This window comes from Clostridium amazonense, from assembly GCF_056431285.1.
Genome location: NZ_JBWKMH010000010.1, coordinates 501,655 through 520,812, shown reverse-complemented (window position 1 = coordinate 520,812; position 19,158 = coordinate 501,655). Strand labels below are relative to the sequence as shown.

Sequence of the window (19,158 nt, the reverse complement as noted above, 5' to 3'; positions counted from 1 at the left end):
GTATTTGAAATATCTATACTCAATTTTAATATTTCAAATAATTAATATTTTTTGAATTTTCCTGTCGATTTTTGTTTATTTTTTAGTAAATTTATAATATTCTTTAAATTATACTCTATTTTTTTGAACATTTCTTATTTCTATATTCAATTATATTTATTTTTATACATTTTTTTCTTATTTATGTCGTGCTAAGAATTTTAAATAATTAAAATATTCATTATTATATACTATTTAAAATTTAAATTTATGATATAAATTGCTTAAATACTGTTTTTTTTAAATATATTATATGCTTCTATATATAATATACTTTAAGTTCCAATCATTTTTTGTTAATAGGTTATATATAAATTTGTTTTTAATCTAAAAAATCAAACTTTAAATTTCTTTATATATATTATTGTATGCTAATTTTTTTTATTTTCTCTTTCCTATATAAAGTTAAATTATTTTTAAAGTTTTATATTAGTTTTTAGTATTTACTGCTTTCTTAACATGTATTTTGTATAAGAAAAAAAGATAATAAAGAAAGTTAACTTTCTTCATTACCTTTTTATTATATATTACTATTTTTCTATAAAAAATATTGCAAATACATTATCTCCAGAATGAACACCTACTGCACATCCAGGAGTTCTTTCTAAAATTTCAGCATTGTTATTAATTAATAATTCCTCAGCATTATCATATATGCTTTTATTTTCTTCTTTAAATCCTGATTCTATAACTATAACAGGTGTGCTACTATCTATTTCATACTTTTCCAAATACTCCATTATAGATCTTTGCACTTTTTTATTTCCTCTTATTTTTTCTTCTACCACCATTTCTCCGTCTCTGATAGTAAGAATTAATTTTATTCCTAATAAATTTCCTATAGCTCCTGCTGCTTTTGAAAGACGTCCACCCTTCACAAGATTTGTTAAGGATTGAAAGCAAGTCATGCTTCTCACTTTACTTTTTGCCTTTAATACTTCATTATATATTTCTTCTGCAGGACAACCATTTTCTTTAAGTATTGCAGCTTTTAAAACTAAAACACCTAAAGCTCCGCAAACAGCTTCTGAATCTATAACATACACATCATTCGTTTCAATTAAATCTTTTGCAATTAATGCCGATTGATATGTTCCACTCATTTTTGAAGACATATGTATAGCTACTATTTTATATCCTTCTTTTAAATATTTATCAAACATTTCAGTAAATCTGTGAGGCGTTATTTGTCCTGTCTTAGGAAATTCACTACAATTCTCCATTTTTTCCATTAGACTTGAAAAGTTTATTTCAACTCCATCTAAGTAGCACTGTTCATCTATATTAATTATTTGAGGCATTACTTCTATATCATACTTTTTTATTATATGGTCAGGTATATCACAAGTACTATCAGTTATAATTTTCACTTTTTCCTTCATTAAGAATAAACCCTCCTGTCTATTTCATCCCTTTAAAATTTATTTGCCTTAATGCTTCGTACGCTATAATTGCTACTGTATTAGATAAATTTAAAGACCTAGTTGTAGTTTCAACCATTGGAACTCTTATTAAATTTTCCTTATTTTCTTCTCTTATATAATTAGGCAATCCACTAGATTCTCTTCCAAACACCAAGAAATCTCCCTCTTTAAATTGAGGTTCAGTATGATTTTTCACTGCTTTAGTTGTGCAAAAATAAAATGTACCATCTTTATACTTATCTCTTAAATCTTCATATGATTCATGTATTTCTATATCTAATAGTGGCCAATAATCTAATCCTGCTCTTTTTAAGCTTTTTTCATCCAAACTAAATCCTAATGGTTTTATAAGATGTAGCTTACAATTTGTAAGTACACAAGTTCTACCTATATTTCCTGTGTTTTGAGGAATTTCTGGTTGAAATAGTACTATATTCAAATTCATATATTTTCCTCCCTAGTTCATACATACTTTATATTTTACTTAATACTTATTTTCTACTTAACAAAATTTAATTATATCATACAGTTGTTTATAAAAATAACTTGAAAATTATAATTCACATAAATTTTAAATTATAATACTTATATTATACGTTATTTTATTATTTTTTTATAGTGTATATTATGACTTTAGTAATAAACACTACTACAATATAATCACATTATGTCATTTTATATATTTTTTTAAATTATATTATCATTTTTATATACTTGAAATAATAAATAATAAGTTAAATATATCTTATTATTTATTGTTATTTTTTGCTTTCTTAATTTAATATTCTAATATAAATTTATCTATAATTTTTTTTACTCCATCATTATCATTACTATCTGTTATGTAATTCGCAATTTTTTTTGTTTCATCAGTAGCATTTTCCATAGCTACACCTAATCCAGCATACTCTATCATTGAAATATCATTTTCATTATCACCAATTGCAATGACCTCTGATTTATTTAAGTTGTAATACTCTGTAAGTCTTTTTGCTGCTCTTCCTTTTGAAACATTTTTGTTCATAACTTCAAAGTTATTACTAAATGAACTCACAACTTCATACATTCCTAATTTTTTTATATCTTCTTTTGCTTTTTTTATTTTATTTATATCATCATCAATAGCTACAGCTTTTAATATATCCATCTGATGATTTTCAAATACTTCCTCCCAATTTTCTACTGTTTTTATTTTTATTTTAAATTGTTCTGGAACAACCCTATTTGACTTTTCATAAAACTTAGATGTATACATCGAATTTCCTGCAAATATACCTTCCGCTGTATAAAAATGTGGTACTAACTCATAATAATTGAATATTTTTAAGAGTTCTCTACAATTTTCTATCCCTAATATACATTTATAAATTAAATTGTCACCTTCTCTTATATAAGCACCATTTGATGCTATTATTGGCGCTTGTATTTTCAAAAGTTCTCCGTAATATTTAGCTGAAACGAAAATTCTTCCAGTTGTTATAGCTATTTTAACACCTTTCTCATGTGCTTTTTTTATACTTTCTAAAGTTGCTTTACTTACCTTTTTTTCATTATTTAATAAAGTTCCATCCATATCTGTGCATATTAATTTATATTTCATATTTACCTCCAACTTCACAAAAATGGCATTGAAAAATATCAATGCCATTTTTAACACTTTTTAATATTTTCTATAATTATAAAGTCACTAAATACTTTTTCATTAAATACTTAAATATTGACTGTCTTTGTCTTACATAGTTTTCTATAAATATTATATAACTTTTTTTATCAATATTACCTATGTTTATTTGGCCATAATATTCTTTGTAACTTAGCTCTATTAATTCTTTAAGCCTTTTCTTAAGTTCTGAATTCCTTATTTCATCTAAAAATTCCAAATCAGTTGAACTTCTATTTTTAGTTATTCCTAATGTTTCTAATCTATTTATATAATAATTATATAACGGTATTATACTATCTGATTTTAACATCTTATTTTTTCTTACATAATATAAAACCACTTTGATTATTATATATAAAACTATTGTAAATATAATTGATACTCTTTTAAAGATTTTCTCATAATTTAAATTATAAAAATAACTGTCATCATCATCTTCTTCAAATTGGTTAATATTTTGATGATTTTTTCTTGGTGATATAATATTGTTTTCTTCGTACTTACTTTCTTCCTTTTTTTCTTCTTCTATTTTATTTTCCTTTTTCCATTCAGTCGGCGTTGGTGATGGATCTAGTGGAATCCATATATCCTTTTCTGGGTTTATTAAAATCTCACACCATGCATGTGCTTCTCCATTTGTAACAGTATAATGATCAATACCATCTTTTTTATCTTTTGAAATTTTAAATCCTTCTACATATCTTGAAGGTATTCCCGCTATTCTACACATCACTGATGTAGCCGTTGCAAAATACGTACAATACCCTTTTTTTTCTTTAAATAAAAAATAATTTAGGAATTCATCATCTTCTGGAATTTTGGAAACATCTAAACTATACGGATAATTGTTTTTTAAATACTTACTTATGGCAGTAGCTTTTCCAATAGTTGTATTTTCAAATTGTGTAATATCATTTACTAACTCATAAACATTTTCTGATAAAATAATTGGCAACTGAAGATATTTTTCGTAATCTCTTAGTACAATTGCATTACATCTAATCTTATTTTCATCTTTTTCATCATAAGCAATTATTTCTTCATCACTACTCTTTCTTGTTATAAAGTTATATGCATTTCCTTTATTATTGTTTTTTATATAACTATATAAGCCTTCATACCCCTCTGTTTTTATTGTATTTCTTATATTTTCTGGTACATTATACATAATTGTATATTGCTTTTTTATATTTTCATTACTTAAATAAGTGTCACCTTCGCTATGATAAACATCTCCAGTAGCTCCTAATATATTTATAGCTTTTTCTGGAACAAAAAAAGTATTTGTTTTGAAACTATTATTATGTGATATTTTAATGTTTTTGATATTCTTATAATCTGATAAATAATCACCTTTGTTCAAACTATTATTTTCATACTGTTTATTTTCATTTATACTAATTAATTCATCTATATTCTTTGATTTTAACCATCGCTTTCCATCATAAGTGTATTTTATATTGCCCTTTAAATAGCAAGGAATATCCGTATCCACATTAAATACATCATCATTTTTTAACTGTATCGGCCCACCTAGCTCTTTATCTGAATTTGTGTATCCCGAACTTTTTATACTATATGTTCCATTTAATGCATTTTCCTTGATATTTTCAATATTATTAACTCCAAATTTATTTTTAACTTTACTAATATATATATCAGTATTTATTGCTTCATATTCTTTAGGTAATGTTGATATTGAATATATCATCACAACTGATATTACAGTAGTAAAAATCATAGTATTTTTTATACTTAAATTTATATCTATTTTTTCCTTTTTATATTTCTTAGCCATATCCATATAATTGATCAAACATATGGATATAATAAAGAAGAAAAAATATAAATCTAAATACATTATAACTGTTTTAGTATATAGATACCAAAATGCTATTATAAAAGAAAAACTTAAAACTAATATTATTTTTTTAATTTTATTTGTTAAATATAATAATATTAACACTATACCAACTATAAATATTGCTATTACTATTTTGTATTCAATATAATCTATAGGTTTATTTTTATAAATCAAGTTGAAAAGCCTAGGTGTTTTTTTAACTATTTCATTTGTTATAAAAGCTATTACAACTTCATAGTTTCTATAACTATATATTGCACCTGCTATTAGCATAGCTAAAATTATACCTAATTTACATTTAATTTTTTTTGCAATTTCGTTTAAAAAATATACAAAAAATGCTAAGATAACCCATTTAAAAATACTAGAAAATATAATACTATAATTGCAACTAATTTTTTCCACATTGTATGCTTTAATGATAATCTCTAAGGGAACTATTATATTTAAAAATACTAAAATTATAGTCACTATTTTATTTTTAAATTGCTCTTTATAATCATTATTTAAAATATACTTTTTCAAGATCTACACCTGCTTTTAAAATTTAATTATCTTATTAAATTCATAAATTTCTATATTCATATCTTTTAATTCATTTAATATTTGACTTTCATAAATATTTTTATCATAATAAAATATTTTTAAATTATATCCTATATTTCTTAAATAAATTATGTTATTTATATCCTCTTTCATTAATGTTAAAGTTATTATTACAACATCTGATGAATTATTTAAATTTTTAATTTTCTTTAATATAAATTTTGAAAAACTTTCATTACTATTACTATAATTTCTTAGGAAATACTCTCCCAGAATTTGAAAATCTTCATGATTTTCTATTTTAAATACCTTTTCATAATCATTATTTATATATATATTACTTTTTATTTCTCTTTTTAATATTTGATTTAAAAAGGATAATGTAAAATCTATCATTAACTCTTCTTCTTTTGCAGTATAATCTTTTATTTTTTCTAAACTTTCCATGTTAAGGAAAATATTAGTATCTCCCCCTGATAATTTTTCATAATTTTTTACATATAATTTATTTTCTTTAGCACTTATCTTCCAATGAATTTTCTTTATGCTATCCCCATTTGTATATTCTCTAACATCTCTTACATCACTATTATTATTTAAAAACTTTTTTTTAACTATAACTTCTTCTAACATATTACTATAACTTTTATCTATTTCATCTAATTCATATATTTTGGGATAAACCATTATATTTTCATCATGTTCACCCTTAATGCTTATTGTACTAATATTGAAAATATCATTAATTGTTATATCTGTTTTTCCTAAACCATATACTCCTCTTCTTATAAATCTAATTTGTTTTCTCACAAAGTAACTGCCATCTTGTTTTAAATAAAATCCATTTCCTTTATAATCATTGCACATATGTTCAAAAAAGGAACTTTTAACTTTAACATATGGTAATGGTATAAAACTATCATTTTTAACTATCAATTTAATTTCTTCATTATCTCCTACTATAAAACTTTTTTTTAATATTCTAAAGTTACAATATACATATTTTGTACATATATAAAAATATATAACTTCTACAATTCCTACTAAAAATAATATATAAAAAATATAGTATGGAAAGTTTCCACCTGATAACTTTGCATATATAAAAGATACTATTAACATAAAAATATATATTAATTTGAACTTAATCATTTTGTTTCACCTTAGGAACAGGTATTATTTTCAATATATCATCAACTACATTTGCTTCTGTTAATCTTTCCGCTTTACTTTTAGGTGTTAATATAATTCTATGACATAATACTATCTTTGCATTTTCTTTTATATCTTCTGGAATAACATAATCTCTACCCTTTATAAATGCAGTGGCTTGAGATATTTTTTGGAATGCCAATGATGCTCTTACACTTGCCCCTAAAGCTAATGCTTTATTGTTTCTAGTTGCTTCCACTATTCTAATAATGTACTTTATTAAGTCATCATTTATTTTTACTTTTTTTACTTTATTCTGAAGTTCTAATATTTCTTCTTTAGTTGATATACTTTGTATTTTATCAATTGGTGAGAATTCTCTGTATTCTTTTAATATGTTAAATTCATAGTCACTACTTGGATAACCTATATTGACTTTTATCATAAATCTATCCAATTGTGCTTCTGGCAATTGAAATGTCCCTTCATACTCAATTGGATTCTGTGTTGCCATAACTATAAATGGTTTATCCAATTCATAAGTTGTCCCACTTTCTGAAACTTGATTTTCCTCCATGGCCTCTAATAATGCTGATTGTGTTTTAGGTGTGGTTCTATTTATTTCATCTGCTAAAAGTACATTGGAAAAAACTGAACCCTTTTTGAATTCAAATTTTTCTAATTTATTATTATATATGGATACCCCTATTATATCTGAAGGTAACAAATCTGGTGTACATTGAACTCTACTATAAGATAATCCCAATGTTTTAGTTAATGCTTTTATAATCATTGTTTTCCCTACACCTGGTATGTCCTCTATAAGTATATGCCCACCTGCAATTACACCTTTTATTATATTTAAAATTTCTTTTTCTTTTCCAAATATAACTTTGCTTACATTTTCATTAATTTCTTTTATTAAGTGGTTTTGATCATTCATAAGTAATCCCCCTTTTTTACCCATTTATTGTAATTTTATCATATTGTATAAAAAAAAAAGATAATAAAAACATTTGTTTTTATTATCTTAAAACTTTATTAACACTATATTAATATATTTATTTAGATACAACTGTTTGTGTATCATTATTTATTTCACTTTCTTTAGCTTTTTCTAAAGTTCCCTTAATTAACTCTGGAAATCCTGATGCAAAAATTAACGTTCTATCTCCTTGCTCTTCCATAACCTTTATTACAATATACTTCTTAGAAACAATATTTTTATCATTAAAATTGTGAGTAGTTTTTATTTTGTGATATTTAACTTCACTTAATAACTCTTCTTGCTGATATATCTTTACATCTTTTATTCTTCTTAACTTTATTTTTTCAACTTTACCTTTATTTTTAAATTCTAAAGAAAAAGTATGAAAATATACTGTTATAGTTACATCATCTGTCCCACTTAAATCTTCATAACCATCTAAATATAACAAATCTTTACTTTTAAATTGAATCCCCTTTTTCTTATCCATTTCAATAGATATTTTACACCAAATCATGATTCCTATTAATAATGCTAAAATAGCTGAAACAATCCATACTATAATCATAAAACTAATACTCCTTTTTAAATCATCTTGTTAATACTTTATTAATATTTTATTAATATTTTCAATTATATCATAATTTCAACTTTTAACAAATAATCTAAAAAAATTTTATTATATTCCTACAATTACAATATTATTTACAGCTTTATATATATCCTTTGCTACTATTTTTTTTTCTATCATTTTTCCATCCTTATATAAAACTCTATAAGTATTAACTACATATCCAATTTTACCCTCTTTTTCTACTAATCTTTGGCCTTTACTTATAGCTCTACTATACTTAATTGTATCTTTTGGCTTTAAAATTTCTTCTATTTCACTTTCTATTTGATATCTTTTTAAATTTATCGATGTATCTGAATATATTTGAAATCCTACATAGTTATCCTGAACCTGTCCTCTTATATATATAGGTACCTCTAATGTATTTTTAAATTTAAAATCTATAGCACCATAATTCACCGTAGCATCTTGACCTAATGGAACATAATTTATCTTTTTACTATGTGGTTTTCTTTCTATAACCTCTATATCAGTCTTTAATATAGCATTATATAATGTTGATGATACTTGACATATTCCTCCCCCTACATCATCTACATATTGATTTCCTAATATTACATGTGCCCTTTTATATCCCTTACTTTCTGTTCTAACCCCAACTACATCATTAAAACTAAATATTTCATTTGGCATAACAACATAACTATCTACTGCTTTTGTCGCTAATTTTATATTTGTTCTTCTTTGTTCTGAAGAATTTTGTAAACTAGTTGAAAAACTACATATTACTCCATTTATCTTACTTAAATTTTGCTTCCTTTTTTCTGGTATCCATTGTTCTAGCTCACATTGAATTCTAATAATTTCTTCATTAATATTTTTATTTATTGACTTTTCTAATTGACTTTTTAAACTTTCATTATTTATTCTAACTCCATTTTCTTCATCTGTTATTGTAAATGATCCATTACTTTCTAATGTCATTTTACTTTCTATTGGCTTTATATTTACATCTCCTTCTATATAATAAATAACTCCATCCACTGCCTCATTGTTATACGTTAAGTTAATTTCTATATTTATTTTTTTAGGAAATAAAATCATGTAAAGTTTTTTTATAAAATTTTCTTTTTTCCCAATATTAATTGCATCTTCAATAGCTCTTTGTGTATCAAACTTTACTCCTAATTCCTCATAACTTGTTTTAAATAACTTATCTTCAACTCTTATTTCTATTTTTTTATTTGATATGTTTTTTTCAAATTCATGATGTAATTTTTCTTTGGCTTCCTCTATTTTTAAATTTGATACTTTTATATTTTCTATGTATATTTTAGGATATATCCTTGTACTATATTTATAAACTAATGTAATTGATATGATTACAATTCCCAAAGCTAAAATTAACATTTTAAATCCAATCTTTTTTAATTTTTTCATTAAGTTTTTCCCCCATATATCATTTTAAAATTTATTAAATTATTATGCTTAATACTTCTAGCTTGTCTTTATATTTATATTACTTAGGATTCAATATTAAAACTAAATTTTATAGAACATTAAATTTTTACAAACTTCATTGAAATTGTTTTCATTTAGTGAATTTTTTACTAGATTTTATTTGTTTATTATGTTAATATTTAAATTGATGAAAATATATGAATATTTTAGAATTTATTTCTATTATGTATTTTCAAAATCATTACATATAAGAGGTGGAATTATGTATAACATAGATTGCATAAAAAACTATTTAAATAATATATTAACAATACCAAGTCCAACTGGTTATTCAAAGAAAATAATGCCTTACATTGCTAGTGAATTAGATAAACTAGGAATAGAATATCATTTCACAAACAAAGGTGCTTTAGTTGCTACAATTAAAGGTAAAAATGATGAATATCAAAAAACTTTATCTGCACACGTTGATACTTTAGGTGCAATGGTAACTGGAATAAAAGGTACTGGTAGACTTTCCCTTACTCAACTTGGTGGTTTTATGATGAACTCAGTTGAAGGAGAAAATTGTATAGTTGAATGTGTTAATGGCAAAAGTTTTGAAGGAACAATTCAAACAATAAAACCATCTGTTCACATAAGTGGAGCTGAAGCAAGAGACCTTAAAAGAACAGCTGAAAATTATGAAGTTGTTTTAGATGAAAAAGTTTCATCTAAAGAAGATGTTGAAGCTTTAGGAATTAATGTTGGAGATTTTATTTGTTTTGATACTAGAACTAGATTTACTGAAAGTGGTTTCATAAAATCAAGACACCTTGATGATAAAGCTAGTGTTGGTATGCTTTTATATTCTCTAAAATATATAGTAGAAAACAAAATAGAACTTCCTCATACAATAAATGTATTTATAAGTAATTATGAAGAAATAGGACATGGTGCATGCTCTGGTATTCCTGTTAATACAAAAGAGTTTGTAGCTGTTGATATGGGATGTCCTGGACTTGATCAAAATTCAACAGAATATGCTTGCTGTATAGCAGCTAAAGATTCTTCTGGTCCATATGATTTAGATTTAAGAGTTAGACTTACAGAGCTTTGTAAAGCTAATAATATAGAATATAGAATAGACACATATCCTAGTTATGGTTCTGATGCTTCTGCAGCACTTAGAGCTGGATACGATGTTAAAACAGCTTTAATTGGAGCTGGAATATTTGCATCTCACGGATATGAAAGAACACATACTGATTCAGTATTAGCAACTGTAGACTTAATAATCAAGTATGTTCAAGAAGCAGTTAAATAAACCTTAACTATATATATTTTTATAAAAAGTCCATACTTTAAATAGTATGGATTTTTTATTTTTGTGTTTATAATTACATTTATTGTTATTTATATTTCTTTTTCATTATGTTAAGATGAATAGATGTCTTATGTTTAAGAATTAGAAATTAATTTATTAATTATTAGTTCCAAAACTTGGATACCCTTAAGAGTGAAACTAGCTCGGAATCATTTTATAACAAGCATTTCTTTTGAAAGCAATATATTTACAGCTAAAAGAATAGTTTTGAATTCGAGCTTGTTTCCCTATAAGCATATAAAATATTACCCTAGAACCCTATAAATTTAAAATTTGGAGGTTTTTTATGATAGTAAATAATCAATTTTTACCTATAAGTAAAGATGATATGAAAAAACGTGATATAGATCAGTTAGATTTTATAATTATAACTGGAGATGCATATATAGATCACCCTTCTTTTGGTACTGCCATAATTGGTAGACTTTTAGAATCAGAAGGATATACTGTTGGTGTTATAGCTCAACCTAACTGGCATTCTGTCGATGATTTTAGAAAACTTGGTGAACCTCGTCTTGGTTTTTTAATTAACTCAGGAAATATTGACTCAATGGTTAACCATTATACTGCAGCTAAGAAAAAAAGAAGTGATGATTTTTACTCACCTGGTGGAAAATCAGGATATAGACCAAATAGAGCTGTAATTGTATATTCCAATAGAGCAAGAGAAGCTTATAAAAATGTACCTATAATAATTGGAGGTATTGAAGCTAGTCTTAGAAGATTTTCTCACTACGATTATTGGGATGACAAAGTAAGAAAAAGTATTTTATTAGATTCTAAAGCTGATCTTCTAATTTATGGTATGGGTGAAAATCCAATTATAGAGGTTGCTAAATTTTTAAGTTATGGCAGTTCTATAGATAGACTTCATCATGTTAGAGGTACTTGTTATCTTACTAATGATATTTCTAAATTAAATGATTACATAATACTTCCATCATTTGAAGATGTTTCAAATGATAAGAAAGCCTATGCTGAGAGTTATAAACTTTATTCAAAGGAACAAGATTATGTTTGGGGTAAAACAATAGTAGAACCTTGCAACGATAAATATGTAGTTCAAAATCCACCACAAAAACCATTATCAGAAGCTGAAATGGATAGAGTTTATAACTTACCATATGCTAGAACGTATCATCCAATTTACGAAGCACTTGGCGGAATTCCAGCTATAAATGAAGTCAAATTTTCAATTACAAGCCACAGAGGTTGTTTTGGAAGTTGTTCATTTTGTGCATTAACTTATCACCAAGGAAGAGTTATTCAAAATAGAAGTCAAAATTCAATAATAGAAGAAGCTAAAATTTTAACTAATGATAAAGATTTTAAAGGATACATACATGATATAGGTGGTCCTACTGCAAACTTTAGACATAGAGCTTGTAAAAAGCAAATTGAACATGGTGTTTGTAAAAATAGACAGTGTATGTTCCCTACACCATGTAAAAATCTTATAGTTGATCATAGTGAATACTTAAGCTTATTAAAAAAGGTTAGAACTTTACCTAAAGTAAAAAAAGTATTTATTCGTTCTGGTATTCGTTATGACTATTTAATGGAAGATAAAAATCCAAAATTTTTCCATGAACTTTGTGAACATCATATCAGCGGACAGCTAAAAGTAGCCCCTGAACATGTAAGTGATAAAGTTCTTGCACAAATGGGAAAACCTAAAAGACAAGTCTATGACAATTTCAAGAAAAAATATGCTGATATAAACAAGAAATTGGGGAAAAATCAATTTGTAGTTCCATATCTTATGTCTAGTCATCCTGGTAGTAGTTTAAATGAAGCTGTTGAACTTGCTGAGTACATAAAAACTATGGGACATATGCCTGAACAAGTACAAGATTTTTATCCTACTCCTGGAAGTCTTTCAACAACTATTTATTATACTGGAATAAATCCAATAACTAATGAACAAGTTTATGTTCCTAAATCTCAAAAAGAAAAAAGCATGCAAAGAGCTCTATTACAATTTAGCAATGCTGATAATCATACACTTGTAAAAAATGCTCTGATTTGTGCTAAAAGAGAAGATTTAATAGGTTTTTCACCAAATTGTTTAATTGGACCTAGACCAATTAAACACAAAGGTTATCAAGGTAAAAAGGTAAAAGATGTTTCTAAGGATACTACATCTAAAAATGAATCTATTAAAAAAACTAAATCTAGTAACAATAAAAATAATAAAAAAACTTCTACTAAGACTTTTTCTAAAAATAGTAGAAGAAGATAATAAAATAGTCATATAAAAGTAGTGCTTAACAACTGCTTTTATATGACATTTCTTATTTAAATTTAATTTTAAACTATTTAGTTAAGATTATACTTTTCTTCTTAAATTGTCTTAATGAATATACTAATGTTAGAATCCATAATATTTCACCTAAAATTTTCACTCCAAATAAATTCACACCCAATAAACTTATTAGAATTGTTAATACTGTTAAACTTGCTGAAAGTATCATAAGTGCTAATCCTAGTTTATTAGAGTACTTATAACCTAAAGCCTTCATAGCTAATATTAAATATATTGTATTTACAACTTCTAATATTAAGTATAATCCATAATCTTCTCTTAAAATTATGACATATCCATATATATCTGACAGCATTGTATTAACAGGCGACTTTAATGTTACAAAAATATAAAATAAACTAAATATTAATACTATAGAATAGAAATAATTCAGCTTTATCTTTTCATTTCTATATAGCATATATATAGTTATAAATCCTATTATAGGCAAATAAACTATTTCTAAAAAAATTATAGGTTTTAAAAGATATAAATACAAAGGTTTTTTATTTATAAATAATATAAATAATGAAATGTACCTAAATAGAACTAAAATTAATGTACCAATTGTTATATGTTTTATCTTTTTAGGTGCATAACTAAAGGCTGTAGTTACTCCTTCATACAAAAGTAATACCATCAGAAATATTCCTAATAAATATATATAATCCAAACCTATCCCCCCAAGTTTAAACATACTGAAATTTCCGTTTAAAGTTTTATTTAATTTTAAACAAATACTTATAAATGTTATTCATCAATTTACTTAATATATATTTTATCCTTCACTAGATTATATTAACTAATAAAGCAAGTTATGCACATTATCTAATTCCTATTTTCATCTTAAACTACTTAAATTAACCTATCAGTTTTAAATTTTATTATATTCTTTAATATATCACTAAAAAATATGAAACAATCTTTTTTAGTACATAATTTAAAATTATATAGTCACATAAATCATAAACTAAATATGTAAAAAGTTATAAATTAAATTTACCTTCAACTCCTCCACAATAAAAAAAGGAGGTTAAAACCTCCTTTAAACTTAAAATATATCACTATTAACTTTCATATAAATATCCTAATACTTTTAAAGCTTTTCTTGCACAACTTATTTTCAATGGAAATTCTGGTCCTTTTTCTCCATCTATATCTGTAACAATATCTTCATCACACTCTATAGTTACTTTATCTGTCTTAAAACATAAAACTCCATCCATTTCATATATGTCTCTTTTCTTTAGCATAACTATAAAATTATTAAGAGCATTTCTTACAATATCACTTTTTACAATAATAACATCTAAAAGTCCGTCATCAGCTTCTGATGATTGTGCTAATTTTAAATTACCAGCCGTTTTTCCATTAAATATTAACATAAGATACATATTCCCATCAAATTTAAAATCTTTTGATTCTACTTTTACTTTTAACTTTCTTATGTTAGGTATCTCTTCAAGTCCTTTTATATAATACGCCATTTTCCCCATTGTATTTTTCAAATGAACATCTATTTTTTGAGATACATCTGTAAATACTCCTGCACTTGCAACATTAACAAAATATTTTTCATTTATTTTACCTAAATCCAAATATTTTTCTTGACTTTCTAATATTTGAATTAATGCCTTCTCTATATCTTGTGGCATTCCAACTATGTTTTTTGCAAAATCATTTGCTGTACCAACAGGTAATACACCTATTGGTATATCAATCTTTTTATGTTTCATTTCATTAACTACTGAGTCAATAGTTCCATCCCCACCAGCTATTAATATATATTTAAAATCATTATCTATACTATCAAAAGCATTTGATATAGATTCATCTCTTTGTATTCTATATGGTTCAACTATATATCCATATTGTTGATGAATTTGTATAACTTTATCAAGTTCTGATACTATTGAATTCTCCCCTGAATAAGGATTATAGATAAACTTAACTTTTTTCATAGCTTTCCTCCTATAAATTTAACATAAACATCTATTTTATAATTGTACCTTTTATATTAGCAATTCTCAAGTTTATTTACATAATTAAGGCACATGAGAAAAATAATATATCCATTTAATAGATACCCATTTTGTCATGTGCCTAAAAACATGTTTATTTAACCATGCTTCTAATTCAAAATTTCTAAGTTAGCATTTTATTACTCAGTTCTTTTTAATGCATTATCTAGTTCAATCCTAACAAAATTACTATTGGAAATTTGATTTATAACATCTGATTTAGTTTTTATATATCTGTTATAACTCTTTATACTATCACTAAAAGCACTTATCATATCATCTACTACTTCACCTAACTCATTTGCTCTTTTTATAGCATTTTTTACATCACTTTTTTTTGCTAATGCCATATTATTAAAATCATTTGCTGTACTAACTAATACCTTATATGAATTAACAGTACCATTTAACAGCATTGATAAATTATTTATATCCTTATAGTACTCTTCTATTACTATTCTATGGCTCATCTCATCACCCTATTTTCATAAGACATCTTATCTTTTTTTCAGATATCTATTAATTTTAAATAAGCTTATATACTTAACTTTATGAATATAGTAATAAAAAAAGAACAATTATTTTTATAATCCTATACATTTTATTTAATTACATTCCTATAAAATAATATCCTATAGTTATAATTACATAAGTAGCTGTTAGTATTCCACCTTCTAGCCAATAGGTTTTTCCATCTTGAAATACAAAATATGACATAGCTAATGCTATTATAAGCATTATTATCTGAAAATGACTAAAGACTAAAGTCATATTAAGCCCCATAAAAAATGATATTATTATTAAGAGAGGTGTAACAAAAAGTGAGATTTGAATACTTGATCCTATTGCTGTTTCTAAACTACAATCTACCTTATTATTCAGTGCACAAACTATACTTGTAGCATTTTCTCCAAAGCTTCCTAAAAGTGGTATCAATATTATCCCTATAAACTCTTCCGATACTTTATAAGTTTCAACTACTCTATTTACATTATATATTAATTTCTCACTTATAAAATATAATATTATTGATACAAATATTATTTTTAAAATTATAATTATACTTTGTTTATTTAATTTCTTCTCATTAGTATAATGTTCTGCTTTATCATTAGATGCTATAAATAAGTTTCTATGTGTGTATAATGAAAATATAAGCCCTAATATATATATAAATATTAATACTATAGATACTACTGCACTTATAGTAGTTGCTTTTTTATTATCCAATAATACATTTCCATCTAAAGAGCTTATTATAATTATAGATGCAATTGCCAAAAGCAAAAGTTGAAAATTAGTTCTAGCAAGTGCTTTATTAAATTTTTGCTCCTTATATTTTACTCCACCACAAAATATTGCAAGTCCTAGCCCTAGTAACATATTGGTTATAACTGCTCCCATAAGACCTGCTTGTGCCATAGCTATCATTCCATATTTAATTGACCACAACCCCATCATTAATTCTGGTAAATTTCCAACTGTTGCCGCTAATAGACCACCCTTTTTTTCTCCAATATATTCGGTTATATCAGATGTTTGATTACCTAAAATTATAGATAATGGTATCATCGAACATGAATATAAAATTATATTTATAATTAAAGATGTTGTTTCTATAAACATCAAACTTATAGACACTATAATAGGTATACTAAATTTTAAAACTTTAAAGTAGCTATCTACATTTTTATTTTTAGCTTCCATCATTACCTCCTATATCTCATGGTCTATTAATAAAATATTCAATTTTTGACAAAATGACACAAAATTTATTTTTTGTTATAAAAAACTTGTATTTACAAATATTCTTTTATAAATTTAAATCATTATTTCAAATTACTTTATATTAAAGTTTTTATTCATATATAGTTAGATCTTGACAATAATTTATAATCATACAAATTTAATAGTTTTTATACAACAAAAAATCCTTATTAGTAAAATACTAATAAGGATTTTAAAATTTATTTTATAAATATGTATTAATCTTCTTTTAATGCTTTTTTTCTTAATTTTAATCCGCATGGAGTTACTGCAAGTCCGCCTAAAGCAGTTTCTCTTAATGCAGCTGGCATTTCTCTTCCTATTTTGTACATTGCTGCTATACAATCATCGAAAGGAATTTTACTTCCTACTCCTGCCATTACAAGTTCAGCAGTTGTTAATGCACTTACTGCTCCTGCAACATTTCTCTTAGCACATGGTATTTCAACCAATCCTGCTATTGGATCACAAACTAATCCTTCTACATTTTTTATAACAATCGCACCTGCATCAAAAGCCATTTCAGCTGTTCCGCCCATCATTTCTACTACTGCTGCTGCTGCCATTGCTGCTGCACTTCCACACTCAGCTTGGCATCCACCTTCAGCACCAGCAAGAGTTGCATTTTTAGCTATTAAAACTCCAACTCCTGATGCTGAATATAAAGCCATGATTAATTCTTCATCAGTTTTTTCTAATTTTTCACCTGCAGTTAAAACAACTCCTGGTACTATTCCACAGCTACCTGCTGTAGGTGCTGCAACTATTCTTCCCATTGCTGCATTTATTTCTGAAGTTGATAAAGCTCTTGCCATTGCTTTAACCATAACATCTCCACATAGTGTTTTTCCAGCTTCTAAATATTTTTTTAATTTTACTGCATCTCCACCGATTAATCCACTTACAGAGATAACTTCTCTTTCCATTGCTTCCTTAGCAGCTTTTTTCATTACTTCTAAGTTTCTAGACATTTTCTCCATTAACTCTTCACGGCTAAGTCCAGTTGTTTCCATCTCTTCTCTTATTGTATATTCTGCTATACTTATATTTTCTCTTTTACAAACTTCTATAACTTCTACTGCTGTATTTGCAAACATAGTTTATTCTCCTTCCTTTGGTGGTACTATTTGGTCAACACTGTTTATGTTTTCAAGTTGTCTTATTTGATCTAATACATCGTTATCTACAACTTGTTCAACTTCTACAACCATAGCCGCCTCAGAACCTTTAGCTTTTCTATATACATTCATAGATGCTATATTAATTTCTGATTTGTATAGTACTGTTGTAACTCTGTAGATGATTCCTGGAACATCTACATGATTTATAATTAATGTTGGGTACTCTCCAGTAAATCTTAACTTTTGTCCCTCAACTTCAAAAATTTCTATATTTCCACCACCAATAGATGAACCTACTACGGTAACTTCTTCTCCATTTTCTGGTGTTATGATAAATTTAACTGTATTTGGGTGAACATCATCACCTAAATCAGCCTCTTCAAAAGTATATTCTAAGCCTTTTTCTTTTGCTATTTCCATTGAATTTCTTAATCTTTCATCCATTGGATCCATACCTAAAATTCCAGCAACTAATGCTTTATCTGTTCCGTGACCTTTGTAAGTTTTAGCAAAAGAACCATGTAGTAAAAATCTTACTTTTTTTATTTTTTCTCCACCTATTTTTGCTGCTATTTTAGCAAGTCTTGCTGCTCCTGCTGTATGTGAACTAGATGGACCTATCATTATAGGTCCTAAAATATCAAAAGCACTATAATTTTTCATATGTTTCCTCCTACATCGTTTTTATAATAATTGCAGTTTTATATATCAAACTAGTAATATTTTGACGCCTCTAAATATTAATGCTAGTTTGTTTAAGACAACTCTATTGCAATGACTATTGTAATACGTAGAATTATTTTTTACAAAGGAAATTGATAGTAATTGAAGATTAATAATTCAATTTATCATATTTATGAGTTTTTT

General features: G+C 25.3%; 16 protein-coding genes. 2 read left to right on the top strand and 14 right to left on the bottom strand.

Translation table 11 applies throughout. The annotated features are described in order from the left end of the window. Nucleotides 1-569 precede the first annotated feature (569 nt). The 8 genes from AC07E4_RS06705 to AC07E4_RS06670 form a co-directional block, all read right to left on the bottom strand. Entirely contained in the window at nucleotides 570-1,421 is an 852-nt protein-coding gene (locus AC07E4_RS06705) for a DegV family protein (protein WP_034439199.1), read from the bottom strand. A gap of 19 nt (nucleotides 1,422-1,440) precedes the next feature. Next, the gene (gene trmL / locus AC07E4_RS06700) at nucleotides 1,441-1,908 is read right to left on the bottom strand and encodes a tRNA (uridine(34)/cytosine(34)/5-carboxymethylaminomethyluridine(34)-2'-O)-methyltransferase TrmL (RefSeq protein ID WP_430828862.1); all 468 of its coding nucleotides are present in this window, start codon (nucleotides 1,906-1,908) and stop codon (nucleotides 1,441-1,443) included. Nucleotides 1,909-2,241: 333 nt separating this feature from the next. After that, entirely contained in the window at nucleotides 2,242-3,063 is an 822-nt protein-coding gene (locus tag AC07E4_RS06695) for a Cof-type HAD-IIB family hydrolase (protein ID WP_034439201.1), read from the bottom strand. A gap of 76 nt (nucleotides 3,064-3,139) precedes the next feature. Further along, on the bottom strand, nucleotides 3,140-5,515 hold the full coding sequence (locus AC07E4_RS06690; protein WP_478215995.1) for a transglutaminase domain-containing protein: 2,376 nt from the start codon (nucleotides 5,513-5,515) through the stop codon (nucleotides 3,140-3,142). A 15-nt stretch (nucleotides 5,516-5,530) separates the two neighbouring features. Then, entirely contained in the window at nucleotides 5,531-6,688 is a 1,158-nt protein-coding gene (locus AC07E4_RS06685) for a DUF58 domain-containing protein (protein WP_034439203.1), read from the bottom strand. Beyond that, on the bottom strand, nucleotides 6,681-7,631 hold the full coding sequence (locus AC07E4_RS06680; RefSeq protein ID WP_034439204.1) for an AAA family ATPase: 951 nt from the start codon (nucleotides 7,629-7,631) through the stop codon (nucleotides 6,681-6,683). The genes AC07E4_RS06685 and AC07E4_RS06680 overlap by 8 nt, the downstream gene beginning before the upstream one ends. Before the next feature lie 118 nt (nucleotides 7,632-7,749). Further along, the gene (locus AC07E4_RS06675; protein WP_478215994.1) at nucleotides 7,750-8,244 is read right to left on the bottom strand and encodes a hypothetical protein; all 495 of its coding nucleotides are present in this window, start codon (nucleotides 8,242-8,244) and stop codon (nucleotides 7,750-7,752) included. Nucleotides 8,245-8,355: 111 nt separating this feature from the next. Beyond that, on the bottom strand, nucleotides 8,356-9,690 hold the full coding sequence (locus AC07E4_RS06670; protein WP_430828865.1) for a VanW family protein: 1,335 nt from the start codon (nucleotides 9,688-9,690) through the stop codon (nucleotides 8,356-8,358). Nucleotides 9,691-9,973: 283 nt separating this feature from the next. On the opposite strand from AC07E4_RS06670, the gene AC07E4_RS06665 reads away from it, so the two are divergent. Both AC07E4_RS06665 and AC07E4_RS06660 read left to right on the top strand, forming a co-directional pair. Beyond that, a complete protein-coding gene (locus AC07E4_RS06665) occupies nucleotides 9,974-11,017 on the top strand; it encodes a M42 family metallopeptidase (RefSeq protein ID WP_101541668.1) in 1,044 nt (347 codons plus the stop codon). Between the two features lie 349 nt (nucleotides 11,018-11,366). After that, complete coding sequence (locus AC07E4_RS06660; protein ID WP_101541669.1) at nucleotides 11,367-13,319, top strand: YgiQ family radical SAM protein; 1,953 nt, start codon at nucleotides 11,367-11,369, stop codon at nucleotides 13,317-13,319. 73 nt (nucleotides 13,320-13,392) lie between these two features. Here the strand turns inward: AC07E4_RS06660 and AC07E4_RS06655 are convergent, their stop codons facing one another. From AC07E4_RS06655 to sdaAB, 6 genes are all read right to left on the bottom strand, one after another. After that, complete coding sequence (locus tag AC07E4_RS06655) at nucleotides 13,393-14,055, bottom strand: hypothetical protein (protein WP_034439209.1); 663 nt, start codon at nucleotides 14,053-14,055, stop codon at nucleotides 13,393-13,395. A gap of 394 nt (nucleotides 14,056-14,449) precedes the next feature. Next, entirely contained in the window at nucleotides 14,450-15,343 is an 894-nt protein-coding gene (locus tag AC07E4_RS06650; RefSeq protein ID WP_034439210.1) for a YegS/Rv2252/BmrU family lipid kinase, read from the bottom strand. A 200-nt stretch (nucleotides 15,344-15,543) separates the two neighbouring features. Next, entirely contained in the window at nucleotides 15,544-15,873 is a 330-nt protein-coding gene (locus AC07E4_RS06645) for a methyl-accepting chemotaxis domain-containing protein (RefSeq protein ID WP_034439211.1), read from the bottom strand. Nucleotides 15,874-16,012: 139 nt separating this feature from the next. Continuing rightward, nucleotides 16,013-17,110 (bottom strand): calcium/proton exchanger, encoded by a 1,098-nt coding sequence (cax, locus tag AC07E4_RS06640; RefSeq protein WP_034439214.1) that lies wholly within the window; start codon nucleotides 17,108-17,110, stop codon nucleotides 16,013-16,015. 278 nt (nucleotides 17,111-17,388) lie between these two features. Beyond that, nucleotides 17,389-18,267 carry an L-serine ammonia-lyase, iron-sulfur-dependent, subunit alpha gene (gene sdaAA / locus AC07E4_RS06635; RefSeq protein WP_034439216.1) on the bottom strand — a complete coding sequence of 293 codons (879 nt, stop codon included), beginning with the start codon at nucleotides 18,265-18,267 and terminating at the stop codon, nucleotides 17,389-17,391. Nucleotides 18,268-18,270: 3 nt separating this feature from the next. Beyond that, a complete protein-coding gene (gene sdaAB, locus AC07E4_RS06630; protein ID WP_034439218.1) occupies nucleotides 18,271-18,954 on the bottom strand; it encodes an L-serine ammonia-lyase, iron-sulfur-dependent subunit beta in 684 nt (227 codons plus the stop codon). Between the last annotated feature and the right edge of the window lie 204 nt (nucleotides 18,955-19,158).